Origin of the sequence: Desulfocucumis palustris (genome assembly GCF_002933875.1) — a bacterium.
GTDB classification, from domain to species: Bacteria; Bacillota; Desulfotomaculia; order Desulfotomaculales; family Desulfocucumaceae; genus Desulfocucumis; species Desulfocucumis palustris.
Genome location: NZ_BFAV01000073.1, coordinates 116,246 through 132,455, shown reverse-complemented (window position 1 = coordinate 132,455; position 16,210 = coordinate 116,246). Strand labels below are relative to the sequence as shown.

The 16,210-nt window shown below is 53.8% G+C and carries 17 protein-coding genes; 10 read left to right on the top strand and 7 right to left on the bottom strand.

Annotated elements, in window-relative coordinates:
* Positions 1-41 precede the first annotated feature (41 nt).
* Together DCCM_RS06305 and hrcA are read right to left on the bottom strand one after the other, a co-directional pair.
* Positions 42-1,601, bottom strand: a complete 1,560-nt coding sequence (locus tag DCCM_RS06305; protein ID WP_104371586.1) for a TCP-1/cpn60 chaperonin family protein — start codon at positions 1,599-1,601, stop codon at positions 42-44.
* Positions 1,602-1,634: 33 nt separating this feature from the next.
* Complete coding sequence (gene hrcA / locus DCCM_RS06300; RefSeq protein WP_104371585.1) at positions 1,635-2,678, bottom strand: heat-inducible transcriptional repressor HrcA; 1,044 nt, start codon at positions 2,676-2,678, stop codon at positions 1,635-1,637.
* Between the two features lie 477 nt (positions 2,679-3,155).
* Here hrcA and DCCM_RS19420 point away from each other — a divergent pair, with 477 nt between their 5' ends.
* Positions 3,156-3,284 (top strand): hypothetical protein, encoded by a 129-nt coding sequence (locus DCCM_RS19420; protein ID WP_269433734.1) that lies wholly within the window; start codon positions 3,156-3,158, stop codon positions 3,282-3,284.
* A gap of 99 nt (positions 3,285-3,383) precedes the next feature.
* Here DCCM_RS19420 and hemW read toward each other — a convergent pair whose 3' ends face one another.
* The 4 genes from hemW to DCCM_RS06280 form a co-directional block, all read right to left on the bottom strand.
* Positions 3,384-4,520, bottom strand: coding sequence for a radical SAM family heme chaperone HemW (gene hemW, locus DCCM_RS06295; RefSeq protein WP_104371584.1), 1,137 nt, complete (start codon positions 4,518-4,520; stop codon positions 3,384-3,386).
* Positions 4,521-4,659: 139 nt separating this feature from the next.
* On the bottom strand, positions 4,660-4,878 hold the full coding sequence (locus tag DCCM_RS06290; RefSeq protein WP_104371583.1) for a hypothetical protein: 219 nt from the start codon (positions 4,876-4,878) through the stop codon (positions 4,660-4,662).
* Positions 4,879-4,936: 58 nt separating this feature from the next.
* Positions 4,937-6,748, bottom strand: coding sequence for a translation elongation factor 4 (gene lepA, locus DCCM_RS06285; RefSeq protein WP_104371582.1), 1,812 nt, complete (start codon positions 6,746-6,748; stop codon positions 4,937-4,939).
* Positions 6,749-6,889: 141 nt separating this feature from the next.
* Positions 6,890-7,240 carry a hypothetical protein gene (locus DCCM_RS06280; protein WP_104371581.1) on the bottom strand — a complete coding sequence of 117 codons (351 nt, stop codon included), beginning with the start codon at positions 7,238-7,240 and terminating at the stop codon, positions 6,890-6,892.
* 191 nt (positions 7,241-7,431) lie between these two features.
* Here DCCM_RS06280 and DCCM_RS06275 point away from each other — a divergent pair, with 191 nt between their 5' ends.
* Together DCCM_RS06275 and DCCM_RS06270 are read left to right on the top strand one after the other, a co-directional pair.
* On the top strand, positions 7,432-7,710 hold the full coding sequence (locus DCCM_RS06275; RefSeq protein ID WP_104371580.1) for an AbrB/MazE/SpoVT family DNA-binding domain-containing protein: 279 nt from the start codon (positions 7,432-7,434) through the stop codon (positions 7,708-7,710).
* Complete coding sequence (locus tag DCCM_RS06270) at positions 7,703-8,095, top strand: type II toxin-antitoxin system VapC family toxin (RefSeq protein ID WP_231702679.1); 393 nt, start codon at positions 7,703-7,705, stop codon at positions 8,093-8,095. Before DCCM_RS06275 ends, DCCM_RS06270 begins: the two co-directional genes overlap by 8 nt.
* On the opposite strand, the gene spoIIP is transcribed toward DCCM_RS06270, so the two are convergent.
* The gene (gene spoIIP, locus DCCM_RS06265; protein ID WP_104371578.1) at positions 8,092-9,204 is read right to left on the bottom strand and encodes a stage II sporulation protein P; all 1,113 of its coding nucleotides are present in this window, start codon (positions 9,202-9,204) and stop codon (positions 8,092-8,094) included. The genes DCCM_RS06270 and spoIIP overlap by 4 nt on opposite strands.
* Before the next feature lie 185 nt (positions 9,205-9,389).
* Between spoIIP and DCCM_RS06260 the strand changes: the two genes are divergently transcribed.
* From DCCM_RS06260 to DCCM_RS06230, 7 genes are all read left to right on the top strand, one after another.
* Entirely contained in the window at positions 9,390-10,121 is a 732-nt protein-coding gene (locus DCCM_RS06260; protein ID WP_104371577.1) for a FadR/GntR family transcriptional regulator, read from the top strand.
* A 90-nt stretch (positions 10,122-10,211) separates the two neighbouring features.
* Positions 10,212-11,918, top strand: a complete 1,707-nt coding sequence (locus DCCM_RS06255) for a long-chain-fatty-acid--CoA ligase (RefSeq protein ID WP_104371576.1) — start codon at positions 10,212-10,214, stop codon at positions 11,916-11,918.
* Between the two features lie 15 nt (positions 11,919-11,933).
* Positions 11,934-13,055 (top strand): 2-hydroxyacyl-CoA dehydratase subunit D, encoded by a 1,122-nt coding sequence (locus DCCM_RS06250; protein ID WP_104371575.1) that lies wholly within the window; start codon positions 11,934-11,936, stop codon positions 13,053-13,055.
* Between the two features lie 63 nt (positions 13,056-13,118).
* Positions 13,119-14,342, top strand: a complete 1,224-nt coding sequence (locus tag DCCM_RS06245; RefSeq protein ID WP_104371574.1) for a 2-hydroxyacyl-CoA dehydratase subunit D — start codon at positions 13,119-13,121, stop codon at positions 14,340-14,342.
* 12 nt (positions 14,343-14,354) lie between these two features.
* On the top strand, positions 14,355-15,131 hold the full coding sequence (locus DCCM_RS06240; RefSeq protein WP_104371573.1) for an acyl-CoA dehydratase activase: 777 nt from the start codon (positions 14,355-14,357) through the stop codon (positions 15,129-15,131).
* A 241-nt stretch (positions 15,132-15,372) separates the two neighbouring features.
* The gene (locus DCCM_RS06235; RefSeq protein WP_104371572.1) at positions 15,373-15,588 is read left to right on the top strand and encodes a hypothetical protein; all 216 of its coding nucleotides are present in this window, start codon (positions 15,373-15,375) and stop codon (positions 15,586-15,588) included.
* A gap of 134 nt (positions 15,589-15,722) precedes the next feature.
* Positions 15,723-16,043, top strand: coding sequence for a hypothetical protein (locus tag DCCM_RS06230; RefSeq protein ID WP_104371571.1), 321 nt, complete (start codon positions 15,723-15,725; stop codon positions 16,041-16,043).
* The last annotated feature ends 167 nt before the right edge of the window (positions 16,044-16,210 follow it).

Sequence of the window (16,210 nt, the reverse complement as noted above, 5' to 3'; positions counted from 1 at the left end):
AAAAGGTTGCCCCGGAGGGCGCTCCTAGAGCCTTCGCCCGGCTATAACTCTTTTAGGTTTTCTTTTTTCTCCTCGCGCTTTTTTATTATGGTGTCAATTCTCAAAATGGCCTCGGCTATTTCACCCGCGGCCTTTAAGGCATGGGTTTTTACCAGGGTGGGATCAACCACTCCCAGTTCATACATATCACAAACCTCTCCGGTGTCGCAGTCCACGGCCAGGGAAGGCTTGCCTTCCTCCACCTGGGCGGCCAGCACGTCACCCAACTTTTCCAGGGGATTGAAGCCGGCGTTGGCCACTATCTGGGCCATCGGCCTTTTAAGTGCCTCAATAACACAGTCCACGCCGTAGGCGGCCATTCCCTTCATGCCCGCCCTTATTCTCTCAACATCCCGGACCGCGGCCAGTTCCACGGCTCCCCCGCCGGGAACCACACCGCCCTTGACGGCTGCCTGAACCGCCGAGGCGGCATCCCTGGCTATACGCTCGCGCTCGCCCACCACCTCCGCGGTGGCGGCCCCCACCAGCACGGTGGCCATTGGCTTGCCGGTTCCTCCCAGCACCCAGACCTGTTCAAGTTTCTCGTCGTTATACGCCCTGGCTGCTTTACCCAGACATTGCCTCAGCGACCCGGCATCCTTCTTCAGTCCCGTGCGCTTAATCATCCTGGCCCCGGTATGCTCGGCAGCCTTGCGCAGTTCCCTGGAGGCCACCCTCTGAACCACCACTATTCCGGCGTCGGTAAGCATTTCCTCCGCGGTGTCGTCGACCCCCCTGTCAGCCAGCACCAATCCCACGCCCAGATCGATGATTTTCTGAATTCCTTCTTTATGCCCGGCCTGCAGTTCCAGATACCTGGCAAAGCCCGCTTCCGTAGCCAGGGCCTCCTCTTCAATTTCCTCCGGCTCAAGGGCGTCATCTATTATCAATACCGCCGGCTGCTCAAGTTCTCCGGGCATATGGCGGTTCATTTTCTCCTTATTAATTATTACCCCCATGAAAACCTGGTTATCCGCGCCCTCCTCGGCAGTCACCGTATCCGACAGCTTAAAGGTGCGGTCGTTGAGCTTTTCCCCGCCTATAAGGGCTGCCGCCCGCACCACCAGGTCCGCAATATCCTCGTGCTCCCGTCCGGCCACCAGGGCCACCTTTCTTAAGAGCTGGTCGTCCATACCCGCCACCGGCCTGGAATGCTCCTCAACAGCCTGCAGGCCCCTTTTGATCCCCGCCCTTAAACCCTCGATAACCCGGGCCACCGGGACCCCCCGGGCCACCTGGTCCACACCTGTGCCCACCAGCGCCCCGGCCATCACCGTGGCCGTGGTGGTACCGTCACCAATTTCCTCCTGCTGGGCCTTGGCTATATTTATCAACATCCTGGCGGCGGGATGATTTGCCTCCATCATGGTCAAAATGGTAACTCCGTCATTGGTGATTACCACTTCCCCGAACTGGTCCACCAGCATGGTATCCAGCCCTTTGGGGCCAAGGGTGCCCTCCACCGCGGAGGATATGGCCCTGATGGCGTTGGCGTTGGTCACCAGCGCAGCCATTCTCTCATCGACTTCGGCTCCGGTACTTGCCTGTTGTTTTAAGCTCAACGGATGGTATCCCCCTTAAAATTACTTCCAATGTTACTTCCAGCCCCGGGAAAGCTTTTCCAGCGCTTCGTTGAGATTTCTGGTCATGCACTCCACAACGCTTACCACCCGGGCGTAGTCCATTCTGGTGGGGCCTAAAACGCCTATGCTTCCCAGGGGTATGCCGTTAAAATTATAGCTGGCGGTAACAATACTGCACTCCTTCATTTCATCCCTTTTTATCTCATCGCCGATAAGTACGGTCACTCCTTCGGGCTCGGTATTCCTTTCCAGCAGGCTGCAGAGCAAATCCTCCTGCTCCAGCAGGCTTAACAGGGTTTTTACCTTATCCACGTTGTTAAACTCAGGCTGGTTGAGTATATTGAATACTCCTCCCAGATATATCTTTTCCTCCCCCTCCAGGGTGAGGCTGTCGTTTATCAGGAACATTGCCAGATCCAGTATGTTTCTATGTTTGGACAGTTCAAAATATATCTCCTTGATCAGGGTTAGCTTGATGGTGTCCATGTTTTGCCCCTGAAGCTTGGCGTTAAAAACCTGGGAAATGGTATCCAGGTCCGTCTGGGTTATACCCTCGGCAACTTCAATGATCCGGTGGTGCACAGCCCCGGTGTTCATTACCACCACCACCATGGCCCTGCCGGGATTCATAAGTATCATCTGCACATGTTTAAGTGAACCCGCTATGGGCTTCGGGGTGACCACCACGGCGGCATAGCTGGTTATCTGGGATAAAAGGCCTCCGGTAAGATGGATCACATGGCCCACATCCCTGACCTTTTCCTTATAGCCCTGGCTGATCAATTCCTCTTCCTGCCTGGAAAGATCATGCTTCTTCATTAAAAAGTCCACATAATAACGGTACCCTTTATGAGAGGGTACCCTTCCGGCGGATGTGTGAGGCTGTTCGATGAAACCCATTTCCTCCAAATCAGCCATTTCGTTACGAATAGTGGCAGGGCTCACCCCAAGCGTATATTTACGGGCTATGGTCCTGGAACCCACCGGCTCCGCGGTGGCAATAAAGTCTGTTATCAGTGCCAATAAAACCTGTTGTTTGCGGGCATCCATTTTCATATAAGGACTCACCCCTTTGTTAGCACTCTATGCCGTCGAGTGCCAACCCTCTACGTTAAAAAATATCACCGGCAGTAATATTTGTCAAGATGTGAAGGAAGATCGGACAACAGGCCTGCCGGTCCTTAAAAAACATATATAAAAAGCATTTCCTTATTCTGTTCCTTTTAAAAGCGGAAATATTGTTGTCCCGGCTTTGGAGAGGATTATTTTTCATCACTGGAGGTATATAATGGCAGTTTATCCCCGGTGGACAGCCGGGCCGACAATCCCCTGTAAAATGTATACAGGATATGGGACACAATAGCCTTATTTTTGTTGCTGAACGGGGATATATAAAAGCCGGTGGATTGTTTATTGCATACAGGTGCCAGGCTCTCAGCCTACCCCCATTATTGTTCATTATGCCGGAAATTAATATATAACTGTGTTCTCTCTTATTAAAATATATATAAAAACACCCAGGGAGGGATTGGCGTGGGCGACAAATGCAATAAGTGCGGGAAGCACATCAGCGGTCAGGATGCCGCGGGCACGGTGGAAGACGGTATTAAGCTGTGTTTGAAGTGCTTGCTGGACTATTTCAAAGTCAGGGCAGTATCCTAACTATTGCAAGACAGAACCTTTTCCGGCAGGAAGCCGCCCCCGGAGTATTGAGCGTTGCACGTGGCAGCCGTCCGGTTGGGCGGCTTAACCCTTTACTCGTTAAACAAATTCGGAAAAAACCCTGTTTCCCAGTTCCATACCCCTTTCAGTCAGCCGCAAAAAGCCCCCGGCGTATTCCAAAAGCCCGTCCCTTACCAGCCCCCGGATCCGCCCACCGTAAACATCCTCTATTTTTTTGCCGAAACGCTGTGAAAAACCCTTCAGGTCCAGCCCTTCAATCAGCCTCAGCCCCAGAAAGACTGTTTCGGACATTTCCGTCTCCGGGGAAACTGTTTGCGCGTCGATAAAAGCCGGTCTCCCGGCGGCGATAGCGGAATTGTATTCCTCCAAGGCTGAGGGGTTGGCATATCTGGCCCCCCTGAAATAGGAGTGCGCGGCCGGTCCCAGGCCCAGATAGGGTTGATTCCTCCAGTAGATTTGGTTATGCAGGCACTCCCTGCCGGGCAGGGCGAAATTGGATATTTCGTAGTGGCGGTAACCTTTATCCTTTAATACTTTAATGGTATCTGAAAACATCCCGGCCTCCACGTCCTCATCGCAGGGATTTAATTCACCAGCGGCTATCCGCCCTGCTATGGGGGTGCCCTGTTCAATCTGCAAACTATAAGCGGAAATATGCCTGAGCCCCAAACAGGACACTGTTTCCAGGCACTCCCTCCACTCCCCGGCGGTTTGCCCCGGCAATCCGTAAATCAAATCCACGCCTATATTTTCAAAACCGGCCTCACCCGCTGCAGTGACCGCCTCCACGGCCTCCCGGAAATTATGCACCCTGCCCAGGTTTCTCAAGTGTTTGTCGCTGCATGACTGCACCCCGATACTTATCCGGTTGACCCCCAGGCGGCGCAGGGTCCTTAATTTTTCCAAACCGACGGTGCCGGGATTGGCCTCCACGGTTATTTCCCCGCAGGCGGACAGGTCAAAATGCAGCGCTATAGTCTCAATTATATTTGCAAGTCCGGCGGTTTCAAGACAAGTTGGCGTTCCGCCTCCTATATATAAGGTAGCAACCTGTTTTTCCTCTCCGGACAGAGTATCGGAATAGAGGGAGATTTCCCCGGCCAGGGAAGAAAGGTACTGATTTATTCCATCCCTGTGAGCTGTAAAAGAGACAAAATCGCAGTAATCGCACTTTTTCAGGCAAAACGGGACATGCACATACAAACCCACCGGCATGTTTTCACCTCCTATAAAAAAAGGAGCCTTTTTTAGTCAGGCTGCCTTAATGCGCAATTAAATCAATTATTAATAGTTTTTAACCCTAACACAATTGGTTATGAAAATTAAACATGCACGCCGGGCCTGAAAGGACGGTCTAAGGTTTCCTGCCAGCAAGTTCCGTAATAAGCTTCTGCTCCAGGGCGGGATCCTTAAGCCACTCCTTGACCGCTTTCCAAACCTCGGGGCAATGCCCTTCCTTAACCCCCACTATTTCCCTGATTGAAAGATCCACCGACTTCCGGATTTTTTTGTCTTTCAGCTCAATCCCGGCCCGGTCCAGTACAGGGCCGAGATGACGCAGGTAACAGCTCATGGAAATACCCCTATCCCTTATTTAATGTTAAATATCCGGGTGGAATGACCCAAGCTCCCTATTTATTGTCGTCGATGCTAAGTACCGCCATGAAGGCCTCCTGGGGAATTTCCACGCTGCCAACCTGTTTCATGCGCTTTTTCCCCTCTTTTTGCTTTTCTAAAAGCTTGCGCTTCCTGGTGATATCACCGCCGTAACATTTGGCCAGAACATCCTTGCGCCGGGCTTTGATGGTTTCCCGGGAAATAATTTTGTTGCCGATGGCTGCCTGAACCGGCACATCGAACAGCTGGCGGGGTATCAGGCTTCTCAGTTTCTCCACCAGCTGGCGGCCCCGGTAATAGGCTTTCTCCTGGTGAACTATGCAGGTCAGCGCGTCCAGGGGATCACCGTTAATCATAATGTCAAGCTTCACCAGCTTGCTCTCCCGGTAGCCTATCAGCTCATAGTCCAGGGAGGCGTACCCCTTGGTGCGCGACTTTAGCTGGTCGAAAAAGTCGAATATAATTTCACTTAAGGGGAGATCATAGGTCAGCATAACCCTGTTTTCCCCCATGTACTCCATATTTTTAAATATTCCCCGGCGCTCCTGGGAAAGGTCCATAACAGTCCCCACGTAATCCTTCGGCACCATAATGGTGGCTTTGACAAAGGGCTCCTCCATAATTTCTATTTTACCCTGGGGAGGCATTTTGGTGGGGTTGTCAATCTCCAGGGTTTCCCTGGCGGTGGTGGTTATACGGTACACCACGCTGGGAGCGGTGGTAATAAGATCCAGCCTGTACTCCCTTTCCAGCCTTTCCTGGATAATCTCCATGTGCAGCAGCCCCAGGAAGCCGCAGCGAAATCCGAACCCCAGGGCCTCGGAGGTTTCCGGCTCGAACACCAGGGAGGCGTCGTTAAGCTTCAGTTTTTCCAGGGCATCCCTTAAATCATCATACTGAACGTTGTCTATGGGATAAAGGCCGCAGTAAACCATCGGGGTCACCTTGCGGTAGCCCGGCAGGGGCCGGGGGGCGGGATTGTCGGCGTCAGTTACGGTGTCACCCACCCGGCAGTCCTTCACATTTTTAATACTGGCCGCCAGGAAGCCCACCTCGCCGACCTTCAGGCCTTCCACCGTGGCCATGGAGGGACGGAAAACCCCCACCTCGTTCAGTTCAAATTCCCTCTCCGTGGCCATCATCCTTATGCGGGTGCCTTTTTCCAGGCTGCCGTGAATTACCCGCACATAAGCTATGACCCCCTTGTAGGAGTCGTAATGGGAATCAAATATAAGGGCCTGCAGGGGGGCCTCCCGGTCCCCGGAAGGGGGTGGAATTTTTTTGACTATCTCCTCCAGCACCTCTTCAACCCCGGTGCCCATTTTGGCTGAAACCAGCACGGCTTCGGAGGCGTCAAGCCCGATAACATCCTCTATTTCCTTTTTGACCCTCTCGGGTTCCGCACTGGGGAGATCTATCTTGTTTATCACCGGGATTATTTCCAGATTGTTCTCAATGGCCATATAAACATTGGCCAGGGTTTGGGCCTCTATACCCTGAGCCGCATCCACCACCAGCAGGGCCCCCTCGCAGGCAGCCAGGCTGCGGGAAACCTCGTAGGTGAAATCCACGTGCCCCGGGGTGTCAATAAGGTTCAACTGGTATTCCTTGCCGTCCCTGGCCCTGTAATTCAATCTCACGGCCTGCATTTTTATGGTAATGCCCCGTTCCCGCTCCAGGTCCATTTTGTCAAGCACCTGGTCGGTCATTTCCCGCTGGCTTAAAGCGCCGGTGTATTCCAGTATTCTGTCCGCCAGGGTGGACTTGCCGTGGTCTATGTGGGCGATTATGCAAAAGTTGCGTATATGCTCCTGCCTGTTAACCAAAACAGCCTCCAGCCTCCTAAATAAGCCGTTTTTCACTAACGAGATATTATAACATTAATTGATTTCTATTATCAACAGCTTGAATCAGGGGGCAAAAAAATTAATCCTGCTTTAACAGGATTGGCACGCTTTATCCCTAAATCAACTGCCGTCAAATATAATTTTCCGGCGGCAATACTCCTCCGCCGTGCGCCAAAGCCTGTCTCCTTTCGCCCTGAGGTCCTCCGACAGGGAACTCAATTTCTTTATACCCTCCTCCATATACCGGAGGCATTCCTTGCTTCCCGGCACCGGCAGGGTTAAACGAACCGGCCTTCCCAGCAGCACAACGTCCAATTCCCCCGCTCCCACGGACCGGACAGAACACAATTTGTACGGGTTTTCAGGCGCCACCGCGTTGTTCACGCCGTCCAGGGACACCTGCACCCCAAAAAGCACAAAGCCCAGAAAAAAGCCCAGAATAACCGGAAAGCTCAATTTAGTAGCGGACAAATTCATTTACCTCCGTAACTATTACCAATATTATCCCCGGAAGCTAATTTTATACCTTTTTAACACTCTGCATTTGTTATCCCCTGTTGACGCACGGCGGAATTAAGCAAAAAAACCTTATTGACATTAAATGGCACAAATTTTAGAATAAAAATAATAAGTAATATAAGATTTATAAGCGAGGTAAGATTATGAACTTTACTGTTGTTGTATCATCCAGGGGACAGGTGGTAATACCGGTTAACGCCAGAAAAAAATTAAATATTAAAGAGGGAGATATTCTTCTAGGCAATATAGAAGAAGACGGAAAGCTGGTTTTTAAAACAGGTAAAAGAGACAGAGTTAAGAAAGGAATTGTAGATCAATCGGCAGGTATACTATCCGATTTAGACATTGATGGAATGAACTACGTTGAGAGTTTGCGCAAGGATTCCGGCAGGAGGTTGGATAACCTTGAAGGTCGTGATTGATACCAACATTATTATTGACCACCTTCGGAACGCGCCACAGGCAACAAAACAACTAAAGGAAATTGAAAACGGTAATTTTGACGGACTTATTTCAACAATAACCGTCATGGAACTTTTTGCGGCGCCAAGACTAAACCAGAAAAGAATTGCCACCATAAAAAGTCTTCTTGAAATTTTCGAACATATCCCCGTGGACGGGCGGATAGCCGCCGCATCCGGAAAATTACTGTCCACATACCGTGCATCTCACGGGCTTGATCCCATGGACGCAATAATCGCGTCCACTGCCATACTGAATGAAGCGGTTTTATTTACTCTGAACACCCGGCATTTCAGGTTTATTGAAGGTCTGGTATCAATAAACCCCTACAAGGCCGATGATTAATCGGGCTCATATTCCGCCTCCGGTTCCTGGCCGGCGGAATTTTTTTGCGCATCCGGCGCTATTTCCTTTGATTTTTCAGCCAGCAGCCCGGCCAGCAGGCGAATGCTGTTAACGGCTTCCCCGGTGGAGTTGCTGGTGCTGCCCACCTCCAGCAGCACCGCCCGGGGGTGCAGGAACTGGTTGTAACGCCCCTCCTTAACCCTTACGCCGCAGCAAAGCCCCGGATATTTTTTATCCATCATCCCCGCCAGTTCCATGGCAAAATTATAGTTCTGTTTCCAGGTGGGAAAAGGCGCCCTTGCCCCGGAGCCCACCACCAGCATAATGATCCCGCAATCCTGCCCGTTTATTTTTACCAGGCTGTTCTGGCGGCTTTTTCCGGCGTCCCGGTGTATATCCAGCAGTATTTGTATACCGGGATTTTCGGCCAGCAGGGTACGGGCGTCCTTTTCCGATTCCGCGTAGGCGGCATTGTAGTTGACGTCATTAACCGTGGTGGAATGCGCCACCTTTATGCCATATTTTTCCTCAAGCTCCTTTTTCAAGGCCTCACCCACGTCAACGACCCCGCCCCTGCCGGTTACCCTGTCGGTGCCGTCGGTGAGGTTGTAGGTTTCACCGGTATGGGTATGGTAAATCCCGATTAACGCCTGGTCGGACAACGGCGGCCGGGAAGACGAATCCTCCTTTATTTCCGGCGGCGGTTCAACCTTCACCGCGGGAATCTCCGGATTATAGTCCTCTAACATTGCTATTTCCCGCTGCACAAGTTCCAGGGGGGAGCCTGCCTTTACCCTGAAAGGGGCCAGCAAGGCTGAAAGGATGGAGCCCGGCGTGACCAGTTCCGGTATGTCCTCCGTGCTGCCGGACCAGGCCAGGGACGGAATGGCAGCCCTCAAAAGCCCCCGGGGGTCCCTCTCGCTGCAGCGGAAAGCCAGGTCGGCCCCGGTTTCTGTCACTATCCCCACAAAATCGCAGAAGCCCTGGCGAACAGGCTGGAAGGACAGAACCAGCAGGAGGGCAAAAAAAATCAATCCGCAGACAAGCCAGTTATACATACGGCGCAGAACATAGCGGTTCCGGTACATGTAATAGCGAAGCCGGTACAACAAAATGCCCCCCTTCCTGTTTTTCCCTTAATTCTATGCCCTGGACAACATATTTATGAAATCAAAGAAGGGCTGCCTCAGGGCTGAAAATATTTTGACAGCTAAAGAAGCCTGTGATAATATCCAGACATACCGGTCGAACCAGTCAACCAACCAACCAATATACCTACAGGGAGATTAAATAGATGTTTGAAACAGTTAAAAAGAAAAACCTTTATGAGGAAATAGCCGGCCAGGTAATGAAAAAAATCAGCCAGGGACAATTTTGCCCCGGACAGCAGCTGCCCGGCGAACGGGAACTGGCAATTCAGCTTGGCGTGAACCGGGGCTCCCTGAGAGAGGCGTTAAGGGTGCTGGAGTTTATGCGGGTGGTGGAAAAGAGGGCCGGTGAGGGGGTATTTGTCCGGGACCCCGCCAGGGATTCCAGCCTGGAGGCGGTGGTATTCCGTTTTCTGGCCGAGGACGGACTGGATCGGGATTCATTGCAGGGTGCCTGCGAGGCTGTTGTAATAACAGAGTCAAACCTGGCTAAACTGGCCGCCCGCAGGGCTGTCCCGGGTGAACTGGAAAAGCTGAAACAACTGATGGCCAAAATGGAGAGCCGGCTGGACGATGCGGTGGGATTTACGGATGTGGACCAGGAGTTTCACCTGCTGGTGGGGCAAATGGGTAAAAGCCCCGTTCTCTTTTCCGTGGTCTCCACCATGTGGATAATAATGAAAAAATATGCCGGGGCGCTGCACATTTATCCCGAGCGAAGGCAAAAGTGCGCCGCCGGTCACCGCAGCATAGCCGCGGCCATAATGGCGGGGGACGGGGAAACCGCCTGCAGGGAAATGGAGAGACATCTGAAAGGAGGTTTCAGCATTCTGCCCGGCGGCAGCCCTGGCCAGAATTCAACAGTCACCCGCGGTTAATACAACTGATAATAGGACTATTCATTTTGTATTCCAAGTTTTCTAAAATTTTTGAAAATAAAATATTTTCATGGTGAGGAGGTTCTTTTTATGGCAAGTTCAATAGCCCCGGAAAAAAAGCTGCCCTGGCTTGACCATTATGACCCGGGGGTTCCGCCCACCCTTGAATACCCGGATGCCACGGTATGCGAGCTTTTTCAAAACACGGTCAAAAACAATGGGGAAGGAGTTGCCCTGGTCTTTTTCGGAAAAAAAACAACCTATGGGCAACTGGCCCGCCACACGGAAAACGTGGCTACCGCTTTAATAAAAAGCGGGATAAAACCCGGCCACAGGGTTGCACTGATCCTGCCCAACTGTCCGCAGTACGTAATCAGCTATTATGCCGTCCTCCGGGCCGGAGCCACCGTGGTTCCGGTAAACCCGCTGAGCACCGAATCCGAGCTTTTGCATATAGTCAGGGATGGCAACGTCAAGGCCGCCATATGCCTGGACCTGCTGGCCGGACGGGTGGAATCCGTCCGGGACAGGTGCCGGGAAGCGGGTGAAAATAATTTGCTGGAAAACACCTACTATACTTCTATCGGGGATTTTCTCCCCTTTCCTTTGAATATGCTATACCCCCTGCGCCGGAAGATCGACCCGGAAGCCAGGAAACGCCTGGCCGGAACCAAAAAATTAGCGGCTCTGCTGAACACACCCGGGGAGCCCCTGCCGGTTCCCCGGGTGGATAAGGGAAAGGACCCGGCGGTGCTGATATATACCGGTGGGACCACGGGAAAGCCCAAAGGCGTGATGCTGACCCACCGGGCGCTGGTGGCCAACGCCCTCCAGTGCGGAAAATGGGTCGGGGTTTCCCCTGAAGACCGGCTGCTTACCGTTCTGCCCATATTTCACGGCTTCGGTATGAGTGTATGCATGAATGCCTCGGTAATCGCCGGGGCCGCCAGCATACTGGTGCCCCGTTTCGACCCGGAGGAAATATTGAAAAACATTCACAGGCACCGGCCCACCATATTTGCCGGCGTTCCCACCATGTACATAGCCATGATCAACCACCCCCGCCTTAAAAACTACAACCTGTCATCCCTCCGGGGCTGTTTTGTGGGGGCGGCCCCGCTGGCGCCGGAGATAAAACAGCATTTTGAAAAGCTGACCGGCAGCAAACTGATGGAGGGTTACGGACTCACCGAAGCCGTGACCGCCATATGCTGCAACCCCTACAAAGGTATAAATAAAACCGGCAGTATCGGCATTCCCTTCCCGGACACCGTGATACGCATCAGGGACCTGGAAACCGGAGAAAGGGACCTCCCGCCGGGAGAGGTGGGAGAACTGGCAATACAGTGCCCGGATATGATGCTGGGATATTACAACCGCCCGGAGGAAACAGCCGCCGTCATAAAAAAGGAGTGGCTTTTCACCGGGGATCTGGGTTACATGGATGAAGAAGGCTATTTTTACATAGTGGACCGCAAAAAGGATCTTATTATTACCGGCGGTTTTAACGTTTATCCCCGGGAGGTGGAGGACGTGCTTTACCAGCATCCCGGGATCAGGGAAACCAGCGTGATCGGAATCCCGGACGGCTACCGGGGAGAAATGGTAAAGGCCTTTGTAACCTTAAAGGACGGCTGCGAAGCCGGCGAGGAGGAAATTATCGCCTTCTGCAAACAGCACCTGCTGCCCTATAAGGTTCCCCGCCGGGTGGAAATCTGCGGGGAACTGCCCAAAACAGCCATAGGCAAAATACTTAAACGGGCCTTGAGGGAACAACACTCCGGCCAATCAGACTAATATGGAGGTTTTGATATGACTGACATAATCAATCCCACTGGAAATGAGCAACTGGAACTGCTGCTGGAGGAGTCCTCCTTAAGGGGCGCCAGGCGGGCGGAGCGGTATCCCGGCAAAAAGTTTTTCGGCTATTTTTGCAGTTACTGGCCGGAGGAAGCGGTGCTGGCCGCCGGACTTGAACCGCTGAGGCTGCTGCCGGGCCCCGGCAACGCCACCCCGGCCGAACTGCCCGCTTACTGCTGCTCCCTGGCCCGGGGTGTACTGTCCGCCGCCACCGGGGGATCGCTCCGGGACCTTGCGGGTGTGGGTTTTGCCCATACCTGCGATACCATGCAGTGCCTTGGGGGCATCTGGGAAGAACTACAGGGCCGGGACAAAACCGTAACCCTGGTGCCGCCTGTCATGCTGAAAGGACAGGCGGCTTTCAGCTACTATAAAAAAGAAATGACCGGCTGTTTAAACAGGCTGGGAGAAATATCGGGGAAAAGCCCCGGAGTCGACGATCTGCGCAAGGCGGTAAACCTGTGCGGACAGGCCCGCCTGCTGGCCGCGGAAGTGGACCGGCTGCGCCCCCAGCTCCCCTCGCAGTTGGTTTCGTCCATACTGAGGGCCGGGCAGATAATGCCGAAGGAAGACTATATTGAAACTTTAAAAGCGGCCCTTCCGGCTTTAAACCAAATGGCCAAAGACCCCGGGGACAGGCAGGGGCTGCTGGTCAGCGGCGCGGTGCTGGAAAACGACAGCCTTTTCCGGATGATTGAAGAACTGGGAGGGCGCGTGGTGGCGGACGACACCTGCACCGGCTACCGCCATTACGCGGGCCCCGTGGAAATGGACCCGGAAGCTCCGCTGGATACGATAGTCCGTCGCTATACGGAAATGCCCCCCTGCCCCTGCCGCCACAGGGAACTTGAGGAGCGCGCCGGTTATCTGGGCGGGCTGGCCCGGGAAAGAAAGGCCAGGGGCGCGGTGGTGGTTATCCGGAAGTATTGCGACCCCCACGCCTGGGACGCGGTACCCCTTGCAGCCGGCCTTTCCTCCCTGGGTATCCGGACACTGGTGCTGGAACTGGAGGGAGCGGACGCCGGGGGACCGGAGAGGACCAGACTGCAGGCCTTTATTGAAAGCCTGGGCTAACCCCGGCAATAAAAAATATATGTTATTTTTAACAGCCAGCATATTTACAAGGAGGATTAATCAATGTCCCAAAAGCGTAGTTACCGTCCGCTGGACAGCACCAGGGATTTGAAGAGAACCATCACCAGGTATTATACCCTCACCCGTTTTCACCGCTATTGGGGCAGGCCGCTGGGACGGCCCCTGGCCTGGGTCACCAGCGGCGCGCCGGTGGAATTGCTGAGAGCCTTTAAAATTCACCCGGTATACCCGGAACAGTACGGAGCCATCTGCAGCACCGGCAAGGTCACGGCTGAACTCTGCCAGGCAGCCGAGGCTTTGGGGTATTCCCAGGATCTATGCACCTACGCCACCTCCAGCATAGGCTCGCTGACCAGAACGGATATCGCCCCCATGAAGGGCCTGCCCAGGCCGGATTTACTGGTGGCCTGCAACAACATTTGCGGCACGGTTCTAAAGTGGTACGAGGCCCTGGCCCGCCACTTCCGGGTGCCCCTACTGGTGCTGGACACTCCCTACCTGCCGGGAGAAATTACGCCTCAGGCCAGGGAATACGTGGTGGAACAGTTTAAGGACATGACCTCGTCCCTGGAGAAGATTACCGGCCGCCGCTTTAATGAAGGGGAACTGCGGCGGGTTATGGGCTTAAGCGACGAGGTTACCACCCTGTGGAGGGAAATAAGGGAATATTGCAGGGCCAAGCCCTCACCCCTAAACGGTACCGACCTGTTTATACATATGGCCCCCATAGTGGTTTTAAGGGGCACTCAACAGGGGGTTGACTACTACCGCAAACTGAAGCGGGAAGTGGGCCAAAGGGTCCGGGAGGGCAAGGCCGCCCTGGAAAATGAAAAGATACGGCTGGTATGGGACAATATAGCGATCTGGCCAAAGCTTTTCGGCTTTTTTAAAATGTTTACGGAACGGGGAGCCTGTTTTGTCACCGATACTTATACCGGGGGCTGGGCCATGGAGATCAGGGACGGGGACCCCCTGGAAAGTCTGGCCGCGACCTACACGGAGGTGTTTTTAAACCGCTCCCCGGATTTCCGGGCCCGCCAGCTGATACAGTTCATCAGGGACTACAGCGCGGACGGCTTCGTAATGCACTCCAACCGCTCCTGCAAACCATACTCCCTGGTGCAGGAGGTCATCAGGAGAAAGGTTATGCGGGAAACCGGAGTGCCCGGCCTGGTGGTGGAGGCGGATATGGCGGACCCCCGGGCCTATGCCGAGGAGCCCATCCGCAACAGGGTCCAGGCCTATCTTGAAGCCCTGGGGGCATAAGGAGGGATATACGTGGGAAAATATTTCCTGGGTGTTGATATCGGCTCACTCACCACCAAGGTGGTGCTGTTAAATGAGGCGGGGGAAATCGCGGCCAGGGCCACCGGCCGCTCCGGCTACGGCGGCAGGGATGTGGCCCGCCGGCTAACCGCCGGGTTACTGGATGAAAAGGGGCTGGCCGGGTCCGACGTGGCAGTCACCGTGGCCACCGGTTACGGCAGGATTACCTATCCCGCGGACAGGGAAATGTCCGAAATCACCTGCCAGGCCCGGGGCATCGCCCACCTTTTTCCCGGAGCCAGAACGGTCATCGACATCGGGGGACAGGACAGCAAAGTGATAAGGCTTTTACCCGGCGGCAAGGTGGCTGATTTCGCCATGAACGACAAATGCGCAGCGGGCACCGGGCGCTTCCTGGAAGTGATGGCCGGGGCGCTGGAGGTGCCCCTGGAGGAAATAGGAGACCTTTCCCTGCAGGCCGGAAATCAGTGTGATATCTCCTCATTCTGCACGGTATTTGCGGAATCGGAGGTTATTTCCCACGTCTCGGCGGGGGCGCCCAAGGCGGACATTCTGGCCGGGGTGTGCAATTCCGTGGCGGCCCGGGTGGCCTCCATGTCGTCCCGCACCGGGCTGGAGCCGGAAATAGTATTCACCGGGGGAGTGGCCCGCAACAGCGGAGTTGCCGCGTCCCTGGCAAAGCAACTGGGCTGCGGTTTAAAAATACCCGAAGATCCGGTAATCACCGCCGCCCTGGGAGCCGCCCTGTTCGCCCGGGGCCTGGCATAAAAGTGAGCCCCGGGTCTGGAAGGGATTATTCCCCTTCCGAAAATTCGTTGGGGACATTCCCCCGGCCCTGAAGCCGCGCTCCAAAGTGAGGTGTGTCCCCTGACCTTGTAATTTCGAGCTTTACAACCTGTAGGACCCCAACCTTCAAGGACGGGGTCCTACAGGCTGTTGGCGAGATAATGCGCGAAAATTTTGTTTCTTTGGCATAGCCCCGGAGGAGTATTCCGGTGACCGGTCGGACTTGGAGGAAAGAACCATTCCAGAGTCCAGGTATGCTGTATTCGTGTACCCGGATTTTATGGGCATAGTATTTACCACGGTATTCAAGGATTTGGACAAATGTCTCAGGTTATCCGGACTTAAATTCAACCAGGACGCCGGTATCAGATTTTTTGAGTTATTTGATGAGGATTATATGCAGACCGGGAAATTTTATTTACATGTTCCCGTGCTTTGAATTCATTATGGTAAAAAACCTCAAGATTTTTCCTCCAGTCTGGGTTATCTTTTAGCTAAAACCTGAAGAGGAGGATTTTTAATGACGGAAGACCAGGTGTTTGCCATCCGCCCCGGTCAAAAGGAGGTTGGCCAATGCTCTATTTCATAATGCAGATAATGCCCTATATTGCCTTGACGGTGTTTACCCTGGGTATGCTGTACCGGCTGGGCCGCTGGGCCGGAGCCCGTATAGTCCACAATATTACACTGTCGCCGTTTCCCGGGACGAAAACACAGGCCGCCGCTGTTATCGGCAGCGAAGTTATTTTCTTCAGGAGCCTGTTCAAATCGGACTTCGCCCTGTGGTTAGGCGCCTGGGCCATGCCGAACGCTGGATTATCAACAGACCTTATACCGAACCGGCGTCGGGACTTCCCAATATCGACATTCCGGCTGCCAGGGCCGCCGGGTTAGGACTGCCTTCCGGTGGAAGTGAACAGGGTGCCTGAATATAATGGCAGCCGGGCCGGAGAGTGCAGATACCTGATGCCCCTGTAATCACCGCCGCCCCGGAAACCGCGCGGTAAACCAGAGGGCAATTATGGGTGTGTTCCTTAACCATGATGGGAAATCAATAAATA